Source organism: Clostridium sp. TW13, from assembly GCF_024345225.1.
In the GTDB taxonomy this organism is placed as follows: Bacteria; Bacillota; Clostridia; order Clostridiales; family Clostridiaceae; genus Inconstantimicrobium; species Inconstantimicrobium mannanitabidum.
This window is the reverse complement of sequence record NZ_BROD01000001.1, coordinates 2,380,791-2,399,910: the sequence shown is the minus strand read 5'-3', so window position 1 is coordinate 2,399,910 and position 19,120 is coordinate 2,380,791. Positions and strand designations below refer to the sequence as shown.

Below are 19,120 nucleotides of genomic sequence, written 5' to 3'. Positions count from 1 at the left end.
TGCCACCCTTTTCTTAATTTAGTTATGTAAATTATATTATTTTTCCAGTGATTTTACAAGGTTAAATAAGTTCAAATAAAAAATCCCAGGCGAATATAATTTCCTAAAGAATAAAAAACTCTCTAATTTAAAATAAACTAGAGAGGGAAGAGGTTCTATACTTAATGCTTAACTAACTTTACCATTACAGCTTTTTGAACATGAAGTCTGTTTTCTGCTTCATCAAAAATTTCATCTGCATGAGCTTCAAAAACTTCAGCAGTTATTTCTTCTTCTCTATGAGCAGGTAAACAGTGAAGAACTATTGCATTTGGCTTAGCATGTTCTAGGAGACTAGTATTTATTTGATAGCCTGTAAAAGCAATTTTTCTTCTTTCAGCCTCATCTTCTTGCCCCATGGATGCCCAAACATCAGTGATGAGAACATCTGCATCTTTTGCTGCTTCAGCAGGTGAGTGAACAAGTGAGAAGGTAACATTATTTTCATCGGCTAATTTATTTGCATATTCTATATATTCAGGTTTTGGAGTATATCCATTAGGGCAAGCCAATGAAAAGTCTATACCTAATTTAGGGCAGGCTATCATAAAGGATTGAGCCATATTATTTCCGTCACCTATAAAAGCAATTTTAAGTCCTTTTAATATCTTTTTGTATTCTCTTATTGTCATTAAGTCAGCTAAGATTTGGCAAGGATGTTCATCATCAGTTAGTCCATTGATTATAGGAATAGAAGAGAACTTAGCAAGTTCATTTACCTTTTCTTGTTCAAAAGTTCGTATCATTATGCAGTCAAGATATCTAGATAAAACCCTAGCTGTATCATTTATAGGTTCCCCACGACCTATTTGTAAGTCACGAGAACTTAAAAATAGAGCGTGACCTCCTAATTGATACATTCCTGTTTCGAAGGATACTCTTGTTCTGGTAGAGGATTTTTCAAATATCATCCCCAAGGTTTTATTTTTCAATAGATTATTGTTGATATTATGCTTTACTTCATACTTAAGTTGGTCAGCCAAGTTAAGTACTTCTATTATTTCTTCACCAGAAAAATCATCCATTTTTAATAAATGTTTAGTCATAATTAGTCCCCCCTATTTAATTTCAAGTAATACTTCTTTTAATATATTTAATCCAGTTGTTAATTCTTCTTCGGTTATTGTAAGTGGTGGCAAAAGTCTTATAACGTTCTTGCCAGCGGTACCTACAAGAAGTCCTTTTTCTAAAGCTAATTTTTGAACTGTGGCAGATAGATTTTTAATTTCTATACCAATCATAAGACCAATGCCTCTTGTTTCAACAATCGAATCTAGTTGAAGATTGCTAAGAGAATCTAAGATAAGCTTTGATTTTTTTGATACAGAGGTTAAAAAGCTATCATTGCAAATTTGATCTAATACTGCTAAAGCTCCTGCACAAACCACTGGGTTTCCTCCAAAAGTTGAACCGTGATCTCCTGGAGCAAGTGTATTTTCAAGTTTTGCATTGCACATAAAAGCACCTATAGGAAGGCCACCACCTAAACCTTTGGCCAAGGTTACTATATCTGCTTTAACATCAAAGTGCTCAAAACCAAAGAATTTTCCTGTTCTTCCAACTCCACATTGAATTTCATCAAAGATAACTACTATATCTTTTTCGTTGCAGATTTTAACTACTTCTTGAACAAAATCCTTTTGAAGAGGGTGAACTCCGCCTTCACCTTGAATTGCTTCCATCATAACAGCACATACAGATGAATCTAAATTTTCTTTGAAGTTATTGATGTTATTAGGTTCACTGTATTTAAAACCTTGAGCAAAAGGGAAGAAATGTTCATGAAAACGATCCTGTCCTGTAGCAGTCAAAGTAGTTATTGTTCTGCCATGAAAGGAACTTTTAAGACTGATAATAGTATTACGATTATCACCATATTTATCATGAGAATACTTTCTGGCAAGCTTTATTGCGCCTTCATTAGCTTCAGCACCAGAATTAGCAAAGAAAACCTTACTCATATTAGAGTAGGTACATAGCTTTTCAGCTAAATCAATACAATTTTTATGGGCAACTATATTTGAACAGTGTGGAAGAGCAGAAATCTGAGCAGTTACGGCTTGCAACCATTTTTCATTTTTATAACCTATACTTGCTACGCCGATACCAGAGAAAAAGTCTATATATTCTTTGTTTTTATCATCATATAGTTTAGCTCCTTTACCTTCTACAAAAGTAACAGGCAAGTAGGAGTAAGTATTCATTAGGTAACTCATTAAAAAAACCTCCAATATAAAAAATATTTTAATAAATCATTGTTCCGATTCCCTCGTCAGATAAAACTTCTAATAGTAAAGAGTTTGGTGTAGTACCGTTAATTATATGAGAAGTCTTTACACCGTTTCTGATGGCTTCAACACAACATTCTATTTTAGGAATCATACCACCTTTAATTATTCCATCTTGCTCATACTTAGGGATTTCATGAAGCTTCAAGGTTGATATAAGAGTGCTTTTATCCTTTGGATCTAGGCATACCCCATCCACATCAGTTAATAAAATTAACTTTTCTGCTTTTAAGGCAGCAGCAATTTTGGCTGCACAGGTATCAGCATTGATGTTATATAAGTTGCCATCATTATCGCCACTGGCTATAGAACCAACTACAGGAATATAACCAAGTTGAAGTATATCTTCTACAAGTTTTACATTGACCTTAGTGATATCACCTACATAACCTAGGTCTACATCGGAGCATATAGGTTTAGCCTTTAGCAGATTGCCATCTATACCAGTAATACCAAGTGCATTTTCTCCATGCTTTTGTAGAAGTGCTACTATTTCCTTGTTAACTTTACCTGCAAGCACCATCTGAACAACTTCTATAGTGTCCTTATCAGTATATCTAAGCCCATTTATAAACTGACTTTGTATATTTAATTTATTTGATAAATCTGTTATAAAAGGACCGCCACCATGTACAATCACAATATTGATTCCAATGCACTTCATTAGAACTAAATCTTTTATAACATTTTCTTTTAGAGCTTCATTTATCATCGCATTGCCACCGTATTTTACTACGATAGTTTTGCCACTAAATTTTTTAATATAAGGCAAGGCTTGAATCAAAACCTGTGCCTTTGTGTAATTTTCCATATAATAAACCCCGCTTTATTTATTGCTTATTGATATTTTTATTTTTAACATTAAGGAGCAGTAAATTAACTTAAACATAAATGAAGATTAGCTAATTTAAGACATTAGCTTCTGTATTCTCCATTAATTTTTACGTATTCATAAGTTAAGTCGCAGCCCCAAGCTTTAGCAGAGTAGACTCCAGATTTAAAATCAACATCCACAGTAACTTCTGGCGAATTTAGAATATCAAAAGCTTTATCTTCATCAAATTTCACATAAGCACTATTTTGACATACTAAAACCGAACCTTTTTCACTTTTAAAGCTTACATCTATCATTGAAACATCTATTGGAAGAGCAGTTTTACCTATAGCACCTAAGATTCTTCCCCAGTTAGCATCATTTCCGAACATAGCTGTTTTTACAAGGTTATCTGCAATTATGGACTTTGAACAAATTTCAGCAGCTTCTTGACTTGAAGCATTGTTTATTATGCATTCTATTAATTTTGTTGCACCTTCACCATCTTTAGCAATTAATTTAGCCAAATAGACATTAAGGTATTGCAAAGCTTCTACGAATTTTGTATAGTTTTCATCTTCTTCTGTAATTATTTTATTTTCTGCTAATCCGTTGGCTAAAATTAGAACCATATCGTTAGTAGAAGTAGAGCCATCTACAGAAATTCTGTTATAACTATTATCAACTGTTTGTTTTAATGCTTTTTTTAATAAATCATGACTTATAGCTAAGTCTGTGGTTATAAATGATAACATGGTTGCCATATTAGGATGAATCATGCCAGAACCTTTTGCCATGGCTCCAATTGTAATTATTTTATTATCAATTTCTATTTTTACTGAAATATTTTTTGATAATATATCAGTAGTTAATATAGCTTCGCAGGCATCTAAAGCATTACCCTTATCTAACAAGTCTACTAGAGCAGGTAATGAATTCTTTATTGGATTTATATCTAGAGGAACTCCTATAACTCCTGTTGAGCCTACTAAAACATCACTTGGAGTTATATCAAGGTTTTCACCTGTATATTTTGCCATTAAATAAGCAGTTTCTTTCCCTTTATCACCAGTACAAGTATTAGCGTTACCACTGTTGACAATTATAGCTTGAGCCTTACCATCTTTGATATTTTCCATAGTTACTAAAAGGGGTTCTCCTTTAACTACACTTTTTGTAAAAACCCCCGCAGCTTCACAAGGAACTTCAGAATAAATTAATGCTAAATCTTTGTTGTGTTTTTTTATTCCGCAGTGAATTCCAGCTGCTTTAAAACCCAATGGTGAATGCACACTTCCATCTTCAATTTTAATATTCATGTTTACCTCCTTAAATTTTAAAATGCTGGCGGAATCAAGTTTAAGCCAGCTGTTTCCTCGAATCCTAGAGCAATATTCATATTTTGAATGGCTTGTCCTGCAGCCCCTTTAATCATGTTGTCTAGACAACTAATAATAATTAGTCTGTCCTTCCTAAAATCTTTATGAATGGATATATGACAGTAATTTGAGTATTTGATGTTTTTTATGTTTGCACTTTCTCCAAGATCTAATACTTTTACGAAAGGGCAATTTTCATAATAAATTTTATATACAGAATGTATTATTTCTAAATCTTCATTATTGTTAAGCTTTGTATAAATAGTTGAAAGAATACCTCTGTTTATAGGTAAAAGATGTGGTGTGAAACATATTTCAACCGTATCTCTTGATTGGGAAGTTAATACTTCTTCAATTTCTCCAATATGTCTATGGCCATCAATTTTATAAGCACTTAAGCTTTCATTACATTCAGTAAAATGAGTACTTAAGGAAAGACCTCTACCTGCTCCAGTAGCACCGGATTTTGAATCACAGATTATATCTTTGGTGGAGATTAAATTACTAGCTACCAAAGGTAATAGCCCCAGTTCAATAGAAGTAGCATAACATCCAGGGTTAGCAATTATTTTGGACGTCTTTATGGTGTCCTTATTTATTTCTGGCAATCCATAGGTAGCAAAATCATGTATATCTGCTACATCAAATTTTTTACCGTACCATTCTTCATAAATATTTTCATCTGTTATTCTAAAATCTGCGCCTAAGTCTATCACCAGCTTATTTTGCTCTAAAGTTTTCAAAGCAATTTTCTCTGAAAGACCATGTGGAAGGGCAGTGAAAATAACATCACTTTTATTAATAACTGAATCTTCATCTTCGCATACAAGTGAAGTTATGCCTTTTAAATTCATATATACAGAATCAATAGATTGATTCTTAAAACTTTGAGAACTTATAGCTTCAAGTTTTACTTCTGGATGATTAAGTAATAATCTTACAAGTTCAACACCAACATAGCCTGTTGAACCAATAATACCAACCTTTTTCAAATGAATCCTCTCCTATATTGCCCAGCAACATATAGGTGGGCAAATTTAATTTAAATTTCAACTTTTACAGTAAGTAAGATTTGCTTTAATATTTCAACACAAGTTAATGAATTATCTATAGTATCGAATATATTTTCCAAGTTTTCTGTTAGATATACCTTTGTATTTAAGTTAGTAGATGAGAAGAGTTTGATAGTATTTCCAGAGATTCTTAAACCTTTTAGGTGCAGAAAATCTCTGATTTTTGTTTTATCATTACAGAAGCAATTAGGAGTGGAAAATTGTATAAATTTATGGTTAGTAGAATTAAATAATAAAAACTCTTCTATAAGTTTATTTACGTGCATTACTATTATTGACATAGCAGAAGATACTTCTAGGATGTAGTCAATATCTAATAAATAGTTTAATTGTTCTAACATACTTGGATTTAAATTAACCTCATCAAAAGCATTTTCTTTGCCATCAATAATATTTGTTTCATTATTATTAATTAAAGAAACTATGTTATTTCTTTTTTTATAATCATTGAGCCTATCAATATCATCAGCAAAAATATTACTATAACCTAATAGGTGATTAAAAAGACTATCATTAAAATGAGGTACAAAGTTTTCTATAAATTCATCCTTAGTTAAATCAGCATTTAAAGACAAAATTTCTTTTACGGAGCATAAGCTACTGATCATATTATTTATCTGTGTATCTATATAAAGTTTAATAGATAAATTCAATTCAGCTTCATAGTTTTTCTCAATGTCTAGGTTTTTACTAATATCATCAATGTAGTAGGCTAATGTATCCTTTATAAAGCATTGAATATTTGTAGAAGAGGGATCAATTTTAATGACCCCGTTTTCTAATCTTTTTAGTATTTCTTTTAAACCTAGATGTATTTGGTTAAAAACATCTAGGTTTAAAATGTTTTTGTTGAGTAGAAACTTTGCATGAAGCATATTTGATATAATTACTTGTTTATATAATTTCTGATCAGTGTTTATAGAACTAACATTATAAAGAAAAACTGATTGCGATGCTTCATTGTTTAAATACATCCTATTTGGCTCCTAAATTAGATTGCTTTTGCATTTTTGCTCTAACTGTTATTGGAAGACCATATAGGTTGATGAATCCTTGTGAATCCATTTGATTGTATACTTCATCCTCGTTGAAAGTTGCAAATTCTTCGCTGTATAAAGAATAAGGTGAAGTTATACCAGCAGTAATTATATTTCCTTTATAAAGTTTAAGTTTTACATCACCAGCTACAGTTTCTTGAGTTTTATCTATAAATGCACATAAAGCTTCACGTAAAGGTGTATACCACTGACCAAAGTAAATTACTTCTCCTAATTTATGGCCTATTAGTTCTTTATAATGAGAGGTTTCTCTATCTAAACAAAGAGATTCTAATTCTTTATGAGCATAGTATAATATTGTTCCACCAGGAGTTTCGTAAACACCTCTTGATTTCATTCCTACTAAACGATTTTCTACCATATCACAAAGACCTATTGCATTCTTTCCACCTATCTCGTTTAACTTTTGAATAAGTGAAACTCCATCAAACTTTTCACCATTTAAAGCAACAGGAATTCCTTTTTCAAAACTTAAAGTAATATAAGTTGGAATGTCAGGTGCTTTTTCATGTGAAACTGACATTTCAAGAATTTCATCATACTTTGGCTCATTTGCTGGATCTTCAAGATCAAGTCCTTCATGACTTAAATGCCATAGATTTTTGTCCTTGCTATAATTTGTTTCACGAGTAATTTTTATAGGAATGTTATGAGCCTCTGCATAATCTATTTCTTCATCTCTGGATTTTATATCCCAAATTCTCCAAGGAGCTATTACTTTCATATCAGGATCAAAAGCTTTAATTGCTAGCTCAAATCTAACTTGATCGTTTCCTTTACCAGTACAACCATGAACAATTGCATCTGCATTTTCTTTATGAGCAATTTCTACTAGTCTTTTGGCTATGATTGGACGTGCAAAAGCTGTTCCAAGTAAATACTTACCTTCATAGACAGCATTACCTTTCAATGCAGGGAAGATAAAATCTTCTACTAATTCTTTTGTTATATCTTCGATGTAAAGCTTAGATGCTCCTGTTTTTAATGCTTTTTCTTCTAAGCCATCTAATTCATCATTTTGACCAACATTACCTGCAACACAAACAACTTCACATCCATAATTCTCTTTTAACCAAGTAATTATAATTGAAGTATCCAATCCTCCAGAGTATGCTAATACGACTTTATTTAATTTATTCATAAAATAACCCCCTTTATGTATGTTTATGCAATAATTATATATATTAATGCATAACTATGCAACATTTTTTTAAAATAAATCTTTGTTTTATATATGAAGTTATAAAAGGAACTCTTTTTAGTTTTATTAATAGCATATATTATCAGAACTAAATAGGAGGGGCGTATGAGTTATCTATACACGTTTTTAATTGCCCTAGTAAATAATCTTGATAATATAGGTGTTAGGATTGCTTACAGCATAAGAGGCATAAGAATCCCTTTTTTAAAGAATTTGTGGATATCTTTCATAACCTTTGTTATTTCTGGAGGTGCAGCTTATTTTGGAGAGTTAACCACTGTATATCTAAATAAAACTGTATCTTCAATAATAAGTATGGTTCTACTATGCTCAATAGGTTTATGGATTATACTAGAACCTTATGTAAAAAAGAAGAAAGATATTAAAAATAATGAACAAGTAGATTTTTCATTAAAAGGCGTGCTTGATAATCCGGAAAATGCGGATAGAGATAAATCTTCTGATATTGATTTGAAAGAAGCAACAGTACTTGGAATAGCGCTTTCTGTTAATAATATTGGTGGTGGTGTGAGTGCAGGAATGATAGGGCTATCCTGGTATTTTGTTGGAATTTTTTCAGCAGTAATTAGTTTTATTGCACTTTGGCTTGGAAATTATCTTACTGTATTTTTGAAGAAATGGGATTTAGATAAGAAAGCTTCATTTGTTGCAGGAGCTGTACTAATTATTTTAGGAATAATTCAAGTAATATAGAAATATCTTAAATCTTAAATATATATTCTATCAATATACATCAATATTAATGCCTATATTATTAAAAGATTGGAAACAACAGAATATATAATTAGTTAAAAAAGCATGAGTACAACAATTACATTTTTACTTATGCTTTTTTATAATAAGTTTTAAAGCAAGAGTATTACATATTTTGAAGAAAGTATGGTACATACAATGCATAAGATATTAATAAATATAATTTTAAAATAAATATGGTATTAAATAACTATAAAGATTATGGTATAATTTTCTTATAGTAAAAAGTATAATTGGATTAAAATATAATCCTAGAATAATGTATTATTTTTATATGTATAAGGTTGCCAAAGAGTGCTTTACATAAATAAAGGAGAGAAAAAGTGTATGATTATTGGAATTGATTTAGGAACAACTAATAGTCTTGTATCTTATTTTACAGAGGATGGAGCAGTTGTAATTCCTAATAGACTAGGAGAGCATTTAACACCATCAGTTGTTAGTGTAGATGAAAACGAACAAATATTTGTAGGAGCAGTTGCTAAGGAGAGACAAATTGCATATCCTAATGAAACTGCATCTGTATTTAAGAGAAGCATGGGAAGTAATAAAGAATTTTCTTTGGGAAAGAAAAAGTTTTTACCAGAAGAGTTATCTTCATTAATTATTAGATCTTTAAAAGAAGATGCAGAAATATTTTTAGGACAAGAAGTGAAGGAAGCAGTTATAAGCGTACCAGCATATTTTAATGATGCTCAGAGGAAAGCTACTCAAAGGGCAGGTCAACTTGCCGGATTAAAGGTAGAAAGACTTATTAATGAGCCTACAGCTGCAGCTATAGCTTATGGACTTCATACAGAAAAGGTTAACACTAAGTTTCTTGTTTTTGATTTAGGTGGAGGAACCTTTGATGTCTCTATATTGGAATTATATAAAAATATTATGGAAGTAAGAGCTGTAGGTGGAGACAACTTTTTAGGAGGAGAAGATTTTACAGAAATTTTATTTAATATGTTTGTAAAAGCCAAGGAGTTAGATTTAGATTCAGTAGATTATAAAACAAAAGCTAATATAAAGAGGCAGGCTGAAATTAGTAAAATAGCTTTTAGTGAAAGTAAAACTGTAGTAATGAAATGTAAGGTTAATGAGGAGATTTTAGAGTATGAAGTTACCTTAGATGAATATGAAAAAGCTTGTGAAATGCTACTTGCTAAACTTAGAAGACCTATAGAAAGAGCTTTAAGAGATGCAGCAATAAAGATTAAGGAGATTGATTCTATTGTACTAGTAGGAGGAGCAACAAAGCTTCCTATTATAAGAAACTTTGTTGGAAAATTATTTGGCAGACTACCAGATACTCATATTAATCCAGATGAAGCTATAGCTATAGGAGCATCAATGCAAGCTGCCATGAAGGCTAGAGATACTGCTATTAAGGAAGTGGTTTTAACTGATGTATGTCCATATACTTTGGGTACAAGCGTATCAGTGCAGAAACCAGGCGGATATTATGAATCAGGACATTTTTATCCTATCATTGAAAGAAATACAGTTATTCCAGTAAGTAAAACAGATAGGTTATATACAGTTAATGAAAATCAAAAGAAGATTACTGTGCAAATTCTGCAAGGTGAAAGCAGATTTTCAAGGGATAATATCTATTTAGGGGAATTGAATGTACCAGTACCTATTTCAGGTGCAGGAGATCAGGCAATAGATGTAACATACACCTATGATATAAATGGAATCCTTGAGGTTGAAGTTACTGTAGTTTCTACTGGACTTAAAAAACGTATTGTAATAGAAAAGAATCCTGGTTATATGAGTGAAGAAGAAATTGAGAATAGATTAAAAGAATTGAGTGAACTTAAAATCCATCCAAGAGATAAAGAAGAAAATAAATTATTGATTTCTAGGGGAGAACGACTATATGAAGAAAGTATAGGGGAAACAAGAAGTCAGGTAGCTAGATATTTAGAATGGTTTGAAGATATACTTGATAAGCAAAATCCTTTAGATATAGAAAAAGCATCTATAGAACTTAAAAAAATATTTGATGAAATAGAAGAAGAGCAGTTATAAAGGGGAATGGGTAAATGGATAATTGGAGTATATTAGGAATAGACCCTACAAAGGATAAAGCACTTATAAAGCAAGCTTACATGGAAAAATTAAGTGTGTTTCATCCAGAAGATGATCCAGAAGGATTTAAAAAATTAAGAGCAGCTTATGAGGCATTAATTAAGAGTGTTGACGAAGAAGAGGAACCTAAAGAAATAGACTTTAGCCCAGAAGGAATATGGATGCATAGGGTTGAAGAGTTGTACAATGATTTTGAGTTGAGGATAGATGAAGAAAACTGGAGACAGCTATTACAGGATCCCGTGTGTTTTCAATTGGATTCTTCTGAAGATATTAGTAACAGATTACTTACTTATTTTATGGATTATTTTTATATACCGCAAAAGGTTTGGATAGTTTTAGATGAACATTTTCATTGGTTAGACAGAGAAGAGGAACTAAAAGAAAATTTTCCGGAAAATTTCATTACCTTTGTTGTGAATAGTATTAAATATAGCGATGATATTAGGTATGATTCGTTTTCTATAGAAGAAGGAAAGGATTATGAAAATTTTATTTCTTTATACTATCAGATGCAGAGAGCATTTAATAACAGGGATGACATGGAAAAAGAAGAATTTGAAAATACAATGAATGACCTTCTAGAACAAATTGAAGCCTTGGGTATTATTCATCCTGATTTTATAATAACAAAAATTAGGTATAATCTTATGACTAATAAAATTGAAGAGGCTAGAGAACTAGGAGAAGATCTAATAGAACAATATCCAGAGGATTATAGAGTATACTTTGCAGTGGCAGAAGTTGAATGGCGTTCAGATAATATTGAGAAAGCTAAGGAATTGTATGAAAAAGTAATAGCTACTGTACCAAATCATATAGGAGCAACGAAAGGTTTAGGAGATTGTTATTCAAAGCTTAAAGATTATGAAAAGGCTAAGGATTATTATATTGAAGTAAGTGAAAGATATCCTTATGATGAGTATATAAGTCAATGTATTTATTCAACAAATTGTGAATTGGTAGAGTATTATAAGGAAAAATTAAAAGAATCTCCAGAAGAAACAGGGATTAAATTTAGCTTAGCTTGGACATTATTTGAAATAAATAAATATGAAGAATGTAAGCAGGTTGGTATAGAGATTTCACCAGGGGAAGATGATAAATATCAGTACTATGATTTAATGGGACGATGTTCTTCTTCATTAAAGCAGTATGAAGAGGCATTAAGTTATTTTGATAAATGGCTTGAAGATGAACCTGAAAATAGTTATGTACTAAATAATAAAGGATATCAGTTACAATGTCTTGGAAGAACAGAGGAAGCTTTAGAATGTTATGAAAAAGGACTTAACACAAATCCTGAAAGTATAAATCTCATAGTGAGAAAGGCATATTTATTAACTGAACTAGAGCGATATGACGAGGCTATTGATCTTTGTGATCGAGGGATAGAAATTGATTCAGGTGTTGCACATTTATATCTGTATAAGGCAAAGGCACTGTACAATACAGGTAGATATAGAGAGGCTATAGATAATTGTGAGTCTGAAATTAGTATATATCCTTATTTTGTAGATACTTACTTAATAGAAATAAAGATCTATTTTGAAGTGGGACAAAATGAAGCCGTGTTAGATATTATAAAAAGAGTAGAAGAACTTCAATTAAATAATGATGAAATATTATTATATAAGATAAGAACCTTGAGAAAAATTGAAAAATATTCAGAAGCAAAAGAATTATGCTTAGATATCCTTAAGGATGATCCTAAGAATGAAGATGTTAATTACGAATTAGCCATAGTATTAGCTTGTGAGGGGAATTTTGAAAAAGCAATAAAGTTTATGAATGCATCAATAGAAGCAAATCCATCAGAGATGTATAAGTATTATTCAAGAGCTATGATGTATGTAGATCTTAATGAGGACTATGAAGCTATAGAAGAGTACGATTATATAATAAGTAAAGTTCCTGACGATGGTGAGGCTTATAGGCGTAAGGCAGATATTTATAGAAGGTTAGGCAAAGAAAAAGAGGCTATTGAGGCGTATAAGAGAACTTTAGAGGTAGATCCTAAAGATGAATATTCTAATAATGAACTAGGAGAAATTTATTCAGATTCCGGTGATTATCAAACAGCAGTACATTATTTTACAAAACAATTAGAAGTGTCAGAATCTGAATATTACTATATAAATAGGGGACTAGCTTATGCATCAATGGATAATATTGATAAGGCAAAAGCTGATTATGAGAAAGCTATAGCAATTTGTCCTGATAGTTATTCAGCTTATAATAATATAGGTTGCATTTATAAAGATAACAAGGAATATAGCAAGGCTATTGAGTATTTTGAAAAATCTGTAGAGATAGAACCTACCTTTGAGAAAGGTTATAAGAATATTGCTAAATGTTATGTGAATATGGATAAGCTTGAAGAGGCTATAAAAGCTTATACAAGAGGAATAGAGGCAGTTCCTAATTCAGAGTCACTATACTATGAAAGAGGCAGGATTTATAAAAAGTTAGAGAAATTTGATAAAACCGTTGAAGATTATAAAAAAGAGTTAGAGATTACTCCTGAGGATGATTATTTATATAATGACTTAGGGGTAGTTTTTGAAGAAGAAATAAAGGACTATGAAAGTGCCTTAAAATGCTACTTAAAAGCTATAGAATTAAATTCAAATAATGAATATGCCTTTAGGAATGTAGGAGATGTTTATTATAAAGGATTAAAGGAATATATAAAGGCTGCAGAATATTACGGAAAACAGATGGAAGTATCCCCTAATAATTTGAACTTATATATTTCTAGGGGAAAATCATATGAAAAAGCAGGAGAAAAAAGAAAGGCAGAAAGTGATTATAAATGTGCTATTAAAAAATATCTAGAAAAAATCAAAGAGAAAGAACAGGATGCATGTACTTATAAATATCTTGGAGAATGTTACAAGAGATTAAAAAAATTCCGTAAGGCAATAAAATACCTTCAAATAGCTATAGAGAAGGCTTCAAACTGTAAGAATTGTGAACTTAAAAATTGCCATGAAGGATATTTCTGCTTAGGAGAGATATATGAAGCAAAGGGGAATTATGGAGAGGCATTGGCTAATTATAAAAAAGCATTAGAAATAAACCCAGATGATGATGATAATGAATATAAAGAAGCAATTGCTAGAGTAGAAGGCAAGAAATAGAAAAAATCCTCTCAATCATTTTAGATTGAGAGGATTTTTTCTATTAATGTTCAATTGTGTAGACTAGCATATCTTCAAGGCTCATATCAAGTTCTTCTATGAATAGAGCACCATTTTCTTTTAGTTTGTTCATTAATTCTTCATTGCAGCAATTGGTAATGGCATTAAAGCTTCTTCCTATCTTATCTACGTGCAAGAACTCTTTCCAATGCTCAAAGTCTTCTGGAGCATTTTCTTTAAATATTATTTGAAGTTTTTTCATATCTGTCTTTAGGGTGTCTAGAGAATTATCTTTTATTATTTCTCCATCATTAATGAAAACAATATGATCGCATATGGATTCCAAATCACTTAAGTTATGTGAAGAAATAATAACTGTGGTTTCTCTTTCAAAAACATCGTCTACTAGTATCTTAAGAAGTTTTCTTTTAACAATAGGGTCAAGGCCAGAAGTAGGCTCATCAAGTATTAATAAGTCTGGATTAGAGCTAAGTGTCAACATAAAAAATAATCTAGAAATATTTCCTTTTGAAAGCTTTGTAACTTTTTTATTTAATGGAATTTGAAAAACTTCATTTATTTTATTGAATTTTTCCTCATCAAAATTAACATAGGCAAATTTATAATGCTTAACTATATGCTTTATTTTCCATTTGTTAAAATAGTCATTTCTATCTCCCATGTAGCCAATTCTTTCTTTAATAGAAGGATTGTCTTCAATATTTTCTCCATCTAATGTAACTGAGCCAGTATCTGGGGTATATATATCAACTATAGTTCTAAGTAAGGTGGATTTACCTGCTCCATTAGGTCCTACAAGACCTAGGATGCTGCCTTTATTTACAGTAAGATTTATATTTTTAATAGCCTCTTTATCTACAAAAGACTTAGATAAGTTGTTTATTTTTAGCATGATAAATCCCTCCTTCTCTGAATTTTATTGAATAATCTATAATACAAAATAGAAATAGCAACTAATATACAATCTACAAATAATAGAATAATATCTTGGTTTATAAAACTAGAAAAATGACCAAGTTCCAGTTTTACAGCTATAAGTGCTGTTATTACTAAAACTAACAATACTGTTATACAAGCAGCTAATATTGCACAAGCTATCTTAAAAATAGTTCTCACACATCCAAACATAAATAAATCTGAAATTGATTCGAATTTAATTCGTCTGTTTAATAGTATTGAAGCTGCTAAGAATGCTAAAGTTAGAAGTAGTATTGTAAATACAATAACCACTTTATTAATCAATAAATCATTAGGATTCATAATGTATACCATAAAAGATTGAAAAGTATTTGGTAAAAAGTTATCAGTTAAATAAATCAAAAAAGTTTTTAAAAAAGGTATTTTTCCACTAGTTAATGGGATAAGTGCTGTAAATATTAATGGGATTGCTACAAAAATCAATAAAAAAGGTAGTAAAAATGCCATGAATGATTTTCCAAATAGTGTTTGTAAGAACTGCACAAAGGCACTTATTAAGGAGCAAATCAATATAAGCAAGAAAAGATTTCGCCATAATGTTCCTAGTGTATATTTTCCTTCAACAGAGAAACTACCATTAAAGAAAAATACAATTATGGAACTAAGAAGACCATAAGCCAATAAAGGCACTGCAATCCCTATAAAATAAGAAACAAACTTTGTTATTATAATTGCATCTCGTTTATAAGGTTGAGTTAGCATTAAACTATACTTATCACTTTTATGACTATAACTTTCCAATAAGCCTATTAATAGAAAGATTATAGGAAAAGCTCCATTAATAGAAAGAATCGTACTGAAAGTATAGTAGCCAGTGTTATAGTAGCTTGCAAAAAAAGCAAAGAAATTAAATAGATAAAAAATTCCACATAATGAAATCATAAAATAAGAGTTATTTCTTTCATCATAAAAAAGTGCTTTTGAAAAATATTTATTATTCATTAATTGATCCTCCTTCATGATCAGTTCCTAAAAGGTTAACATATACTTCTTTGAAAATTAAGTTGATTTGATTTTCATTAAGTCCCATATAGTGTGCATCCATTAAAAGCTTTTTTAAATCTTTTTTGAATTTTAGCATTTTTTCCTCCTCTAATTTAGGTTTATATTCCATTGATACATAAGTACCTTTTCCCCTAAGAGTTTCGATAATATTAAGTCGTTCTAACTCGTTATAAGCTTTACTAACTGTTTGAGGATTTGTAGTTAGCATGTTAGCCATTTCTCTCACTGAAGGAAGTTTGTCTCCTGGTGAGATTATCTCTTTAATTATAAGTTCTTTTATGCCTAAAATAATTTGCTCATAAATAGGAGTACTGCTCCTTGCATCTATATTTATTATGATAAACACCTCCTGTATAATGTGTAACAAGTGTATTGCAACAAATGGTACACTATGGTATAGTTAAAATATAACATTATTCAAAAATATAGTAAAGAGAAAATATTCGACAAAAAGGAATAGTTGTTAAGCGATACAGGAAAGATATGGTAACTGATAGGGGATAATTTATAATTCAATAAAGCTTAAATATCAATTAAGGAAAATTTAAGGAAAACTTTATTTGTTATAATATATAAATCCGATATAATATATCTTAGCAATGATTTTTGTAAATTGGATATAACTATATATAGAAAATAATTTTACTAGGAGAAAAAATATGAGCATGGGAGTACTAAACGGAAATGATTATATTAATTCGTATGAAGGAGAACAACTTGGACTTAGTGAAGAAGAAGTAAAGAAAAGAATCAAAGAAGGGAAAGTTAATCAGATTCCAAAGGTTCCATCAAGGACTATAGGACAAATAATTTGGGCTAATGTATTTACACTATTTAATGGGATAAATGTAGTTTTAGCTTTATTAGTTATTCTTGCAGGATCACCTAAGAATGCAATTTTTGCAGGAGTTATAATCTCTAATGCAATTATAGGAGTTATTCAAGAACTAAGAGCAAAGAAGACCATTGAAAAATTAACGATTTTAGCTAGGTCTAAGGCTACAGTTATTAGAGATGGAGTAGAAAGAGAAATAGATGTAGAAGAAATTGTATTGGATGATTTAATATTTTTGAAATCAGGGTGTCAAATTCCAGTAGATGCAGAAGTCTTACCAGGGAGTAAGATTGAAGTAAATGAAGCATTATTAACAGGAGAATCTGATTATTTAATAAGAAATCCAGGAGAACAATTACTTTCTGGAAGCTTTGTAGGGTCAGGTTCTGGTTATGCTGTGGTTACAGCTGTAGGTGCCAATACTTATTCTTCAAAGTTATCTGAAGAAGCCAAAAGATTTAAGAAGATAAATTCAGAATTGCAAAATTCAATTAATAAAATTTTATCATTTTTAATAAAAATTATTGTTCCTACAGGATTGCTTTTAACATTTACTCAAATGTATTTTATTAATAAACCTTGGCAAGAGGCTGTTATAGGTGTAGTAGCAGGTATAAGTGGAATGATACCAGAAGGGCTTGTACTTCTTACTAGTGTAACCTTTGTAGTCAGTATTGTTAGATTATCAAAGTACAACACTTTAATTCAAGAGTTACCAGCTACAGAGGTATTGGCAAGAGTTGATGTGCTATGTTTAGATAAGACAGGCACAATAACAGAAGGTAAATTAAAGGTTATAGATGTAAAGAATTTTGATATATCAAAAGAAGAGGCAGAAGAAGCACTATCAGCAGTTGTACATTCATTTTCAGTAGTGAATCCAACTCAAGAAGCTATACTAGAAAGATATAATCAAAAAGGTAATTTTGAGGTTACAAATAAAATATCTTTTTCATCTTCTAAAAAGTGGAGTGCTGTTGAATTTGAAGATAAGGGTGCTTGGTATTTAGGTGCACCAGAGATTTTATATAAAGAAAAATATAATGAAATAAAGGAACAAGTATTTGAAGAAGCTGAAAGGGGACGAAGGGTATTACTTTTAGCAAAATCTCCAAGGGGATTAAGTGAAATAGTTCCCGCAGATTTAGAAAAGGCAGCTTTGATTATAATTGAAGATATCATTAGACCAGAAGCACCTGATACATTAAAGTTTTTTGATACACAGGGTGTAGATATAAAAATAATTTCTGGTGATAATCCTGTAACTGTAGCAGCTGTTGCAAAAAGAGCTGGAGTAAAAAATGCTGATAAATATGTTGTGGCTACAGATTTACCAAAGGATAAAGAAGAGTTTAGAAAAGCTGTAAGAGAAAATTCTATATTTGGAAGAGTAACTCCTCATCAGAAGAAGGAATTGGTGAAAGCGCTTCAAGCTGATGGTCATACAGTAGCTATGACTGGTGATGGAATTAATGATGTATTAGCTTTAAAAGAAGCAGATTGTGGAATTGCCATGGCTTCTGGTAGTGATGCTACCAAGGCTGTTGCTCAGTTAGTACTATTAGATTCAAACTTTGCATCCCTTCCTAAGGTAGTACAAGAAGGGAGAAGAACAATAAATAATTTAGAGTTAGCCGCTAATTTATATCTAACTAAGACTGTATATGCGGTAATACTATCAATAATATTTGCATTGATTTTGCTTCCTTTCCCATATGAACCTATACAGTTATCGTTAGTGGGATCTTTAGGAATTGGAATACCATCCTTCTTTATAGCTTTGCAGCCTAATGAAGATTTGGTTCAAAAGGGATTTTTAACAAGGGTATTAAAGATGTCCTTGCCAAATGGGATAGTAATTGCATTAAGTGTAATATTAGTATCTTTATTGTTAAACTTTTCAGGTGTTCCAGATTTTAAAAGCAAAACTATTTGTACTTTAATAATAGGTATTCTTAGTATGTTAATTTTATTGAGAGTTTCTGAACCTTTAACGAAGCTGAAAGTAGCAGTTTGTGCTGTGATGATTGGAATCTTTTGTTCTGCTTTTGTTATTAAAATATGCAGAAGAGTATTTAGTTTCAGTCATTTGAATTTCTACGATATAGTAATTGTAGGAACTTGCATACTTGCAGCAGTATTCTGTTTAGCTGTATTAAGTAGAGTGGTTGCTAGGTTTATTGATAAAAGAGAAGCTAAAAAAGAAAATAAGATAAGAGCTGGTGCGAAAAAATAAGAAGAATCTGCATCAGCTCTTCTTATTTTTTAGAATTTAGTTATATTTCCTAGGAGAAAAAACTATGTTTTGAAAAATATCATGCTATAATACATATGTAATAAAAAATAGAGTTTTGGTATCTGAAAATTGTTTAGTATATGGATTTTATTGTTATTTTTAGATACCTTGGTATAAGTCTCTAATAATGGAGA

General features: G+C 30.6%; 14 protein-coding genes. 4 read left to right on the top strand and 10 right to left on the bottom strand.

The window, feature by feature from the left end; translation table 11 throughout:
• Nucleotides 1-161: 161 nt before the first annotated feature.
• From argF to OCU47_RS11675, 7 genes are all read right to left on the bottom strand, one after another.
• Complete coding sequence (gene argF / locus OCU47_RS11705; protein ID WP_261828779.1) at nt 162-1,085, bottom strand: ornithine carbamoyltransferase; 924 nt, start codon at nt 1,083-1,085, stop codon at nt 162-164.
• 12 nt (nt 1,086-1,097) lie between these two features.
• Nucleotides 1,098-2,255 carry an aspartate aminotransferase family protein gene (locus OCU47_RS11700; RefSeq protein WP_261828778.1) on the bottom strand — a complete coding sequence of 386 codons (1,158 nt, stop codon included), beginning with the start codon at nt 2,253-2,255 and terminating at the stop codon, nt 1,098-1,100.
• Between the two features lie 28 nt (nt 2,256-2,283).
• Nucleotides 2,284-3,138: an acetylglutamate kinase gene (gene argB, locus OCU47_RS11695; protein ID WP_261828777.1), complete on the bottom strand. Its 855-nt coding sequence runs from the start codon at nt 3,136-3,138 to the stop codon at nt 2,284-2,286.
• Nucleotides 3,139-3,242: 104 nt separating this feature from the next.
• Nucleotides 3,243-4,460, bottom strand: coding sequence for a bifunctional glutamate N-acetyltransferase/amino-acid acetyltransferase ArgJ (gene argJ, locus OCU47_RS11690; protein ID WP_261828776.1), 1,218 nt, complete (start codon nt 4,458-4,460; stop codon nt 3,243-3,245).
• A gap of 17 nt (nt 4,461-4,477) precedes the next feature.
• Nucleotides 4,478-5,512 carry an N-acetyl-gamma-glutamyl-phosphate reductase gene (gene argC / locus OCU47_RS11685; protein ID WP_261828775.1) on the bottom strand — a complete coding sequence of 345 codons (1,035 nt, stop codon included), beginning with the start codon at nt 5,510-5,512 and terminating at the stop codon, nt 4,478-4,480.
• 50 nt (nt 5,513-5,562) lie between these two features.
• Nucleotides 5,563-6,567, bottom strand: a complete 1,005-nt coding sequence (locus OCU47_RS11680; protein ID WP_261828774.1) for a lyase family protein — start codon at nt 6,565-6,567, stop codon at nt 5,563-5,565.
• Between the two features lies 1 nt (nt 6,568).
• The gene (locus OCU47_RS11675) at nt 6,569-7,792 is read right to left on the bottom strand and encodes an argininosuccinate synthase (protein WP_261828773.1); all 1,224 of its coding nucleotides are present in this window, start codon (nt 7,790-7,792) and stop codon (nt 6,569-6,571) included.
• Nucleotides 7,793-7,957: 165 nt separating this feature from the next.
• Here OCU47_RS11675 and ytaF point away from each other — a divergent pair, with 165 nt between their 5' ends.
• From ytaF to OCU47_RS11660, 3 genes are all read left to right on the top strand, one after another.
• Nucleotides 7,958-8,566: a sporulation membrane protein YtaF gene (gene ytaF / locus OCU47_RS11670; protein ID WP_261828772.1), complete on the top strand. Its 609-nt coding sequence runs from the start codon at nt 7,958-7,960 to the stop codon at nt 8,564-8,566.
• 387 nt (nt 8,567-8,953) lie between these two features.
• Nucleotides 8,954-10,648 (top strand): molecular chaperone HscC, encoded by a 1,695-nt coding sequence (locus tag OCU47_RS11665; RefSeq protein ID WP_261828771.1) that lies wholly within the window; start codon nt 8,954-8,956, stop codon nt 10,646-10,648.
• A 14-nt stretch (nt 10,649-10,662) separates the two neighbouring features.
• Nucleotides 10,663-13,851, top strand: coding sequence for a tetratricopeptide repeat protein (locus tag OCU47_RS11660; protein ID WP_261828770.1), 3,189 nt, complete (start codon nt 10,663-10,665; stop codon nt 13,849-13,851).
• 43 nt (nt 13,852-13,894) lie between these two features.
• On the opposite strand, the gene OCU47_RS11655 is transcribed toward OCU47_RS11660, so the two are convergent.
• Genes OCU47_RS11655 through OCU47_RS11645 form a run of 3 tightly spaced genes read right to left on the bottom strand, consistent with a single transcriptional unit; the run spans nt 13,895 to nt 16,192 of the window.
• Nucleotides 13,895-14,764, bottom strand: a complete 870-nt coding sequence (locus tag OCU47_RS11655) for an ABC transporter ATP-binding protein (RefSeq protein ID WP_261828769.1) — start codon at nt 14,762-14,764, stop codon at nt 13,895-13,897.
• Nucleotides 14,758-15,792, bottom strand: coding sequence for a hypothetical protein (locus OCU47_RS11650; RefSeq protein ID WP_261828768.1), 1,035 nt, complete (start codon nt 15,790-15,792; stop codon nt 14,758-14,760). Before OCU47_RS11650 ends, OCU47_RS11655 begins: the two co-directional genes overlap by 7 nt.
• Nucleotides 15,785-16,192, bottom strand: coding sequence for a GntR family transcriptional regulator (locus OCU47_RS11645; protein WP_261830625.1), 408 nt, complete (start codon nt 16,190-16,192; stop codon nt 15,785-15,787). The genes OCU47_RS11650 and OCU47_RS11645 overlap by 8 nt, the downstream gene beginning before the upstream one ends.
• 322 nt (nt 16,193-16,514) lie before the next feature.
• Here OCU47_RS11645 and OCU47_RS11640 point away from each other — a divergent pair, with 322 nt between their 5' ends.
• Complete coding sequence (locus tag OCU47_RS11640; protein WP_261828767.1) at nt 16,515-18,926, top strand: cation-translocating P-type ATPase; 2,412 nt, start codon at nt 16,515-16,517, stop codon at nt 18,924-18,926.
• Nucleotides 18,927-19,120: the final 194 nt, after the last annotated feature.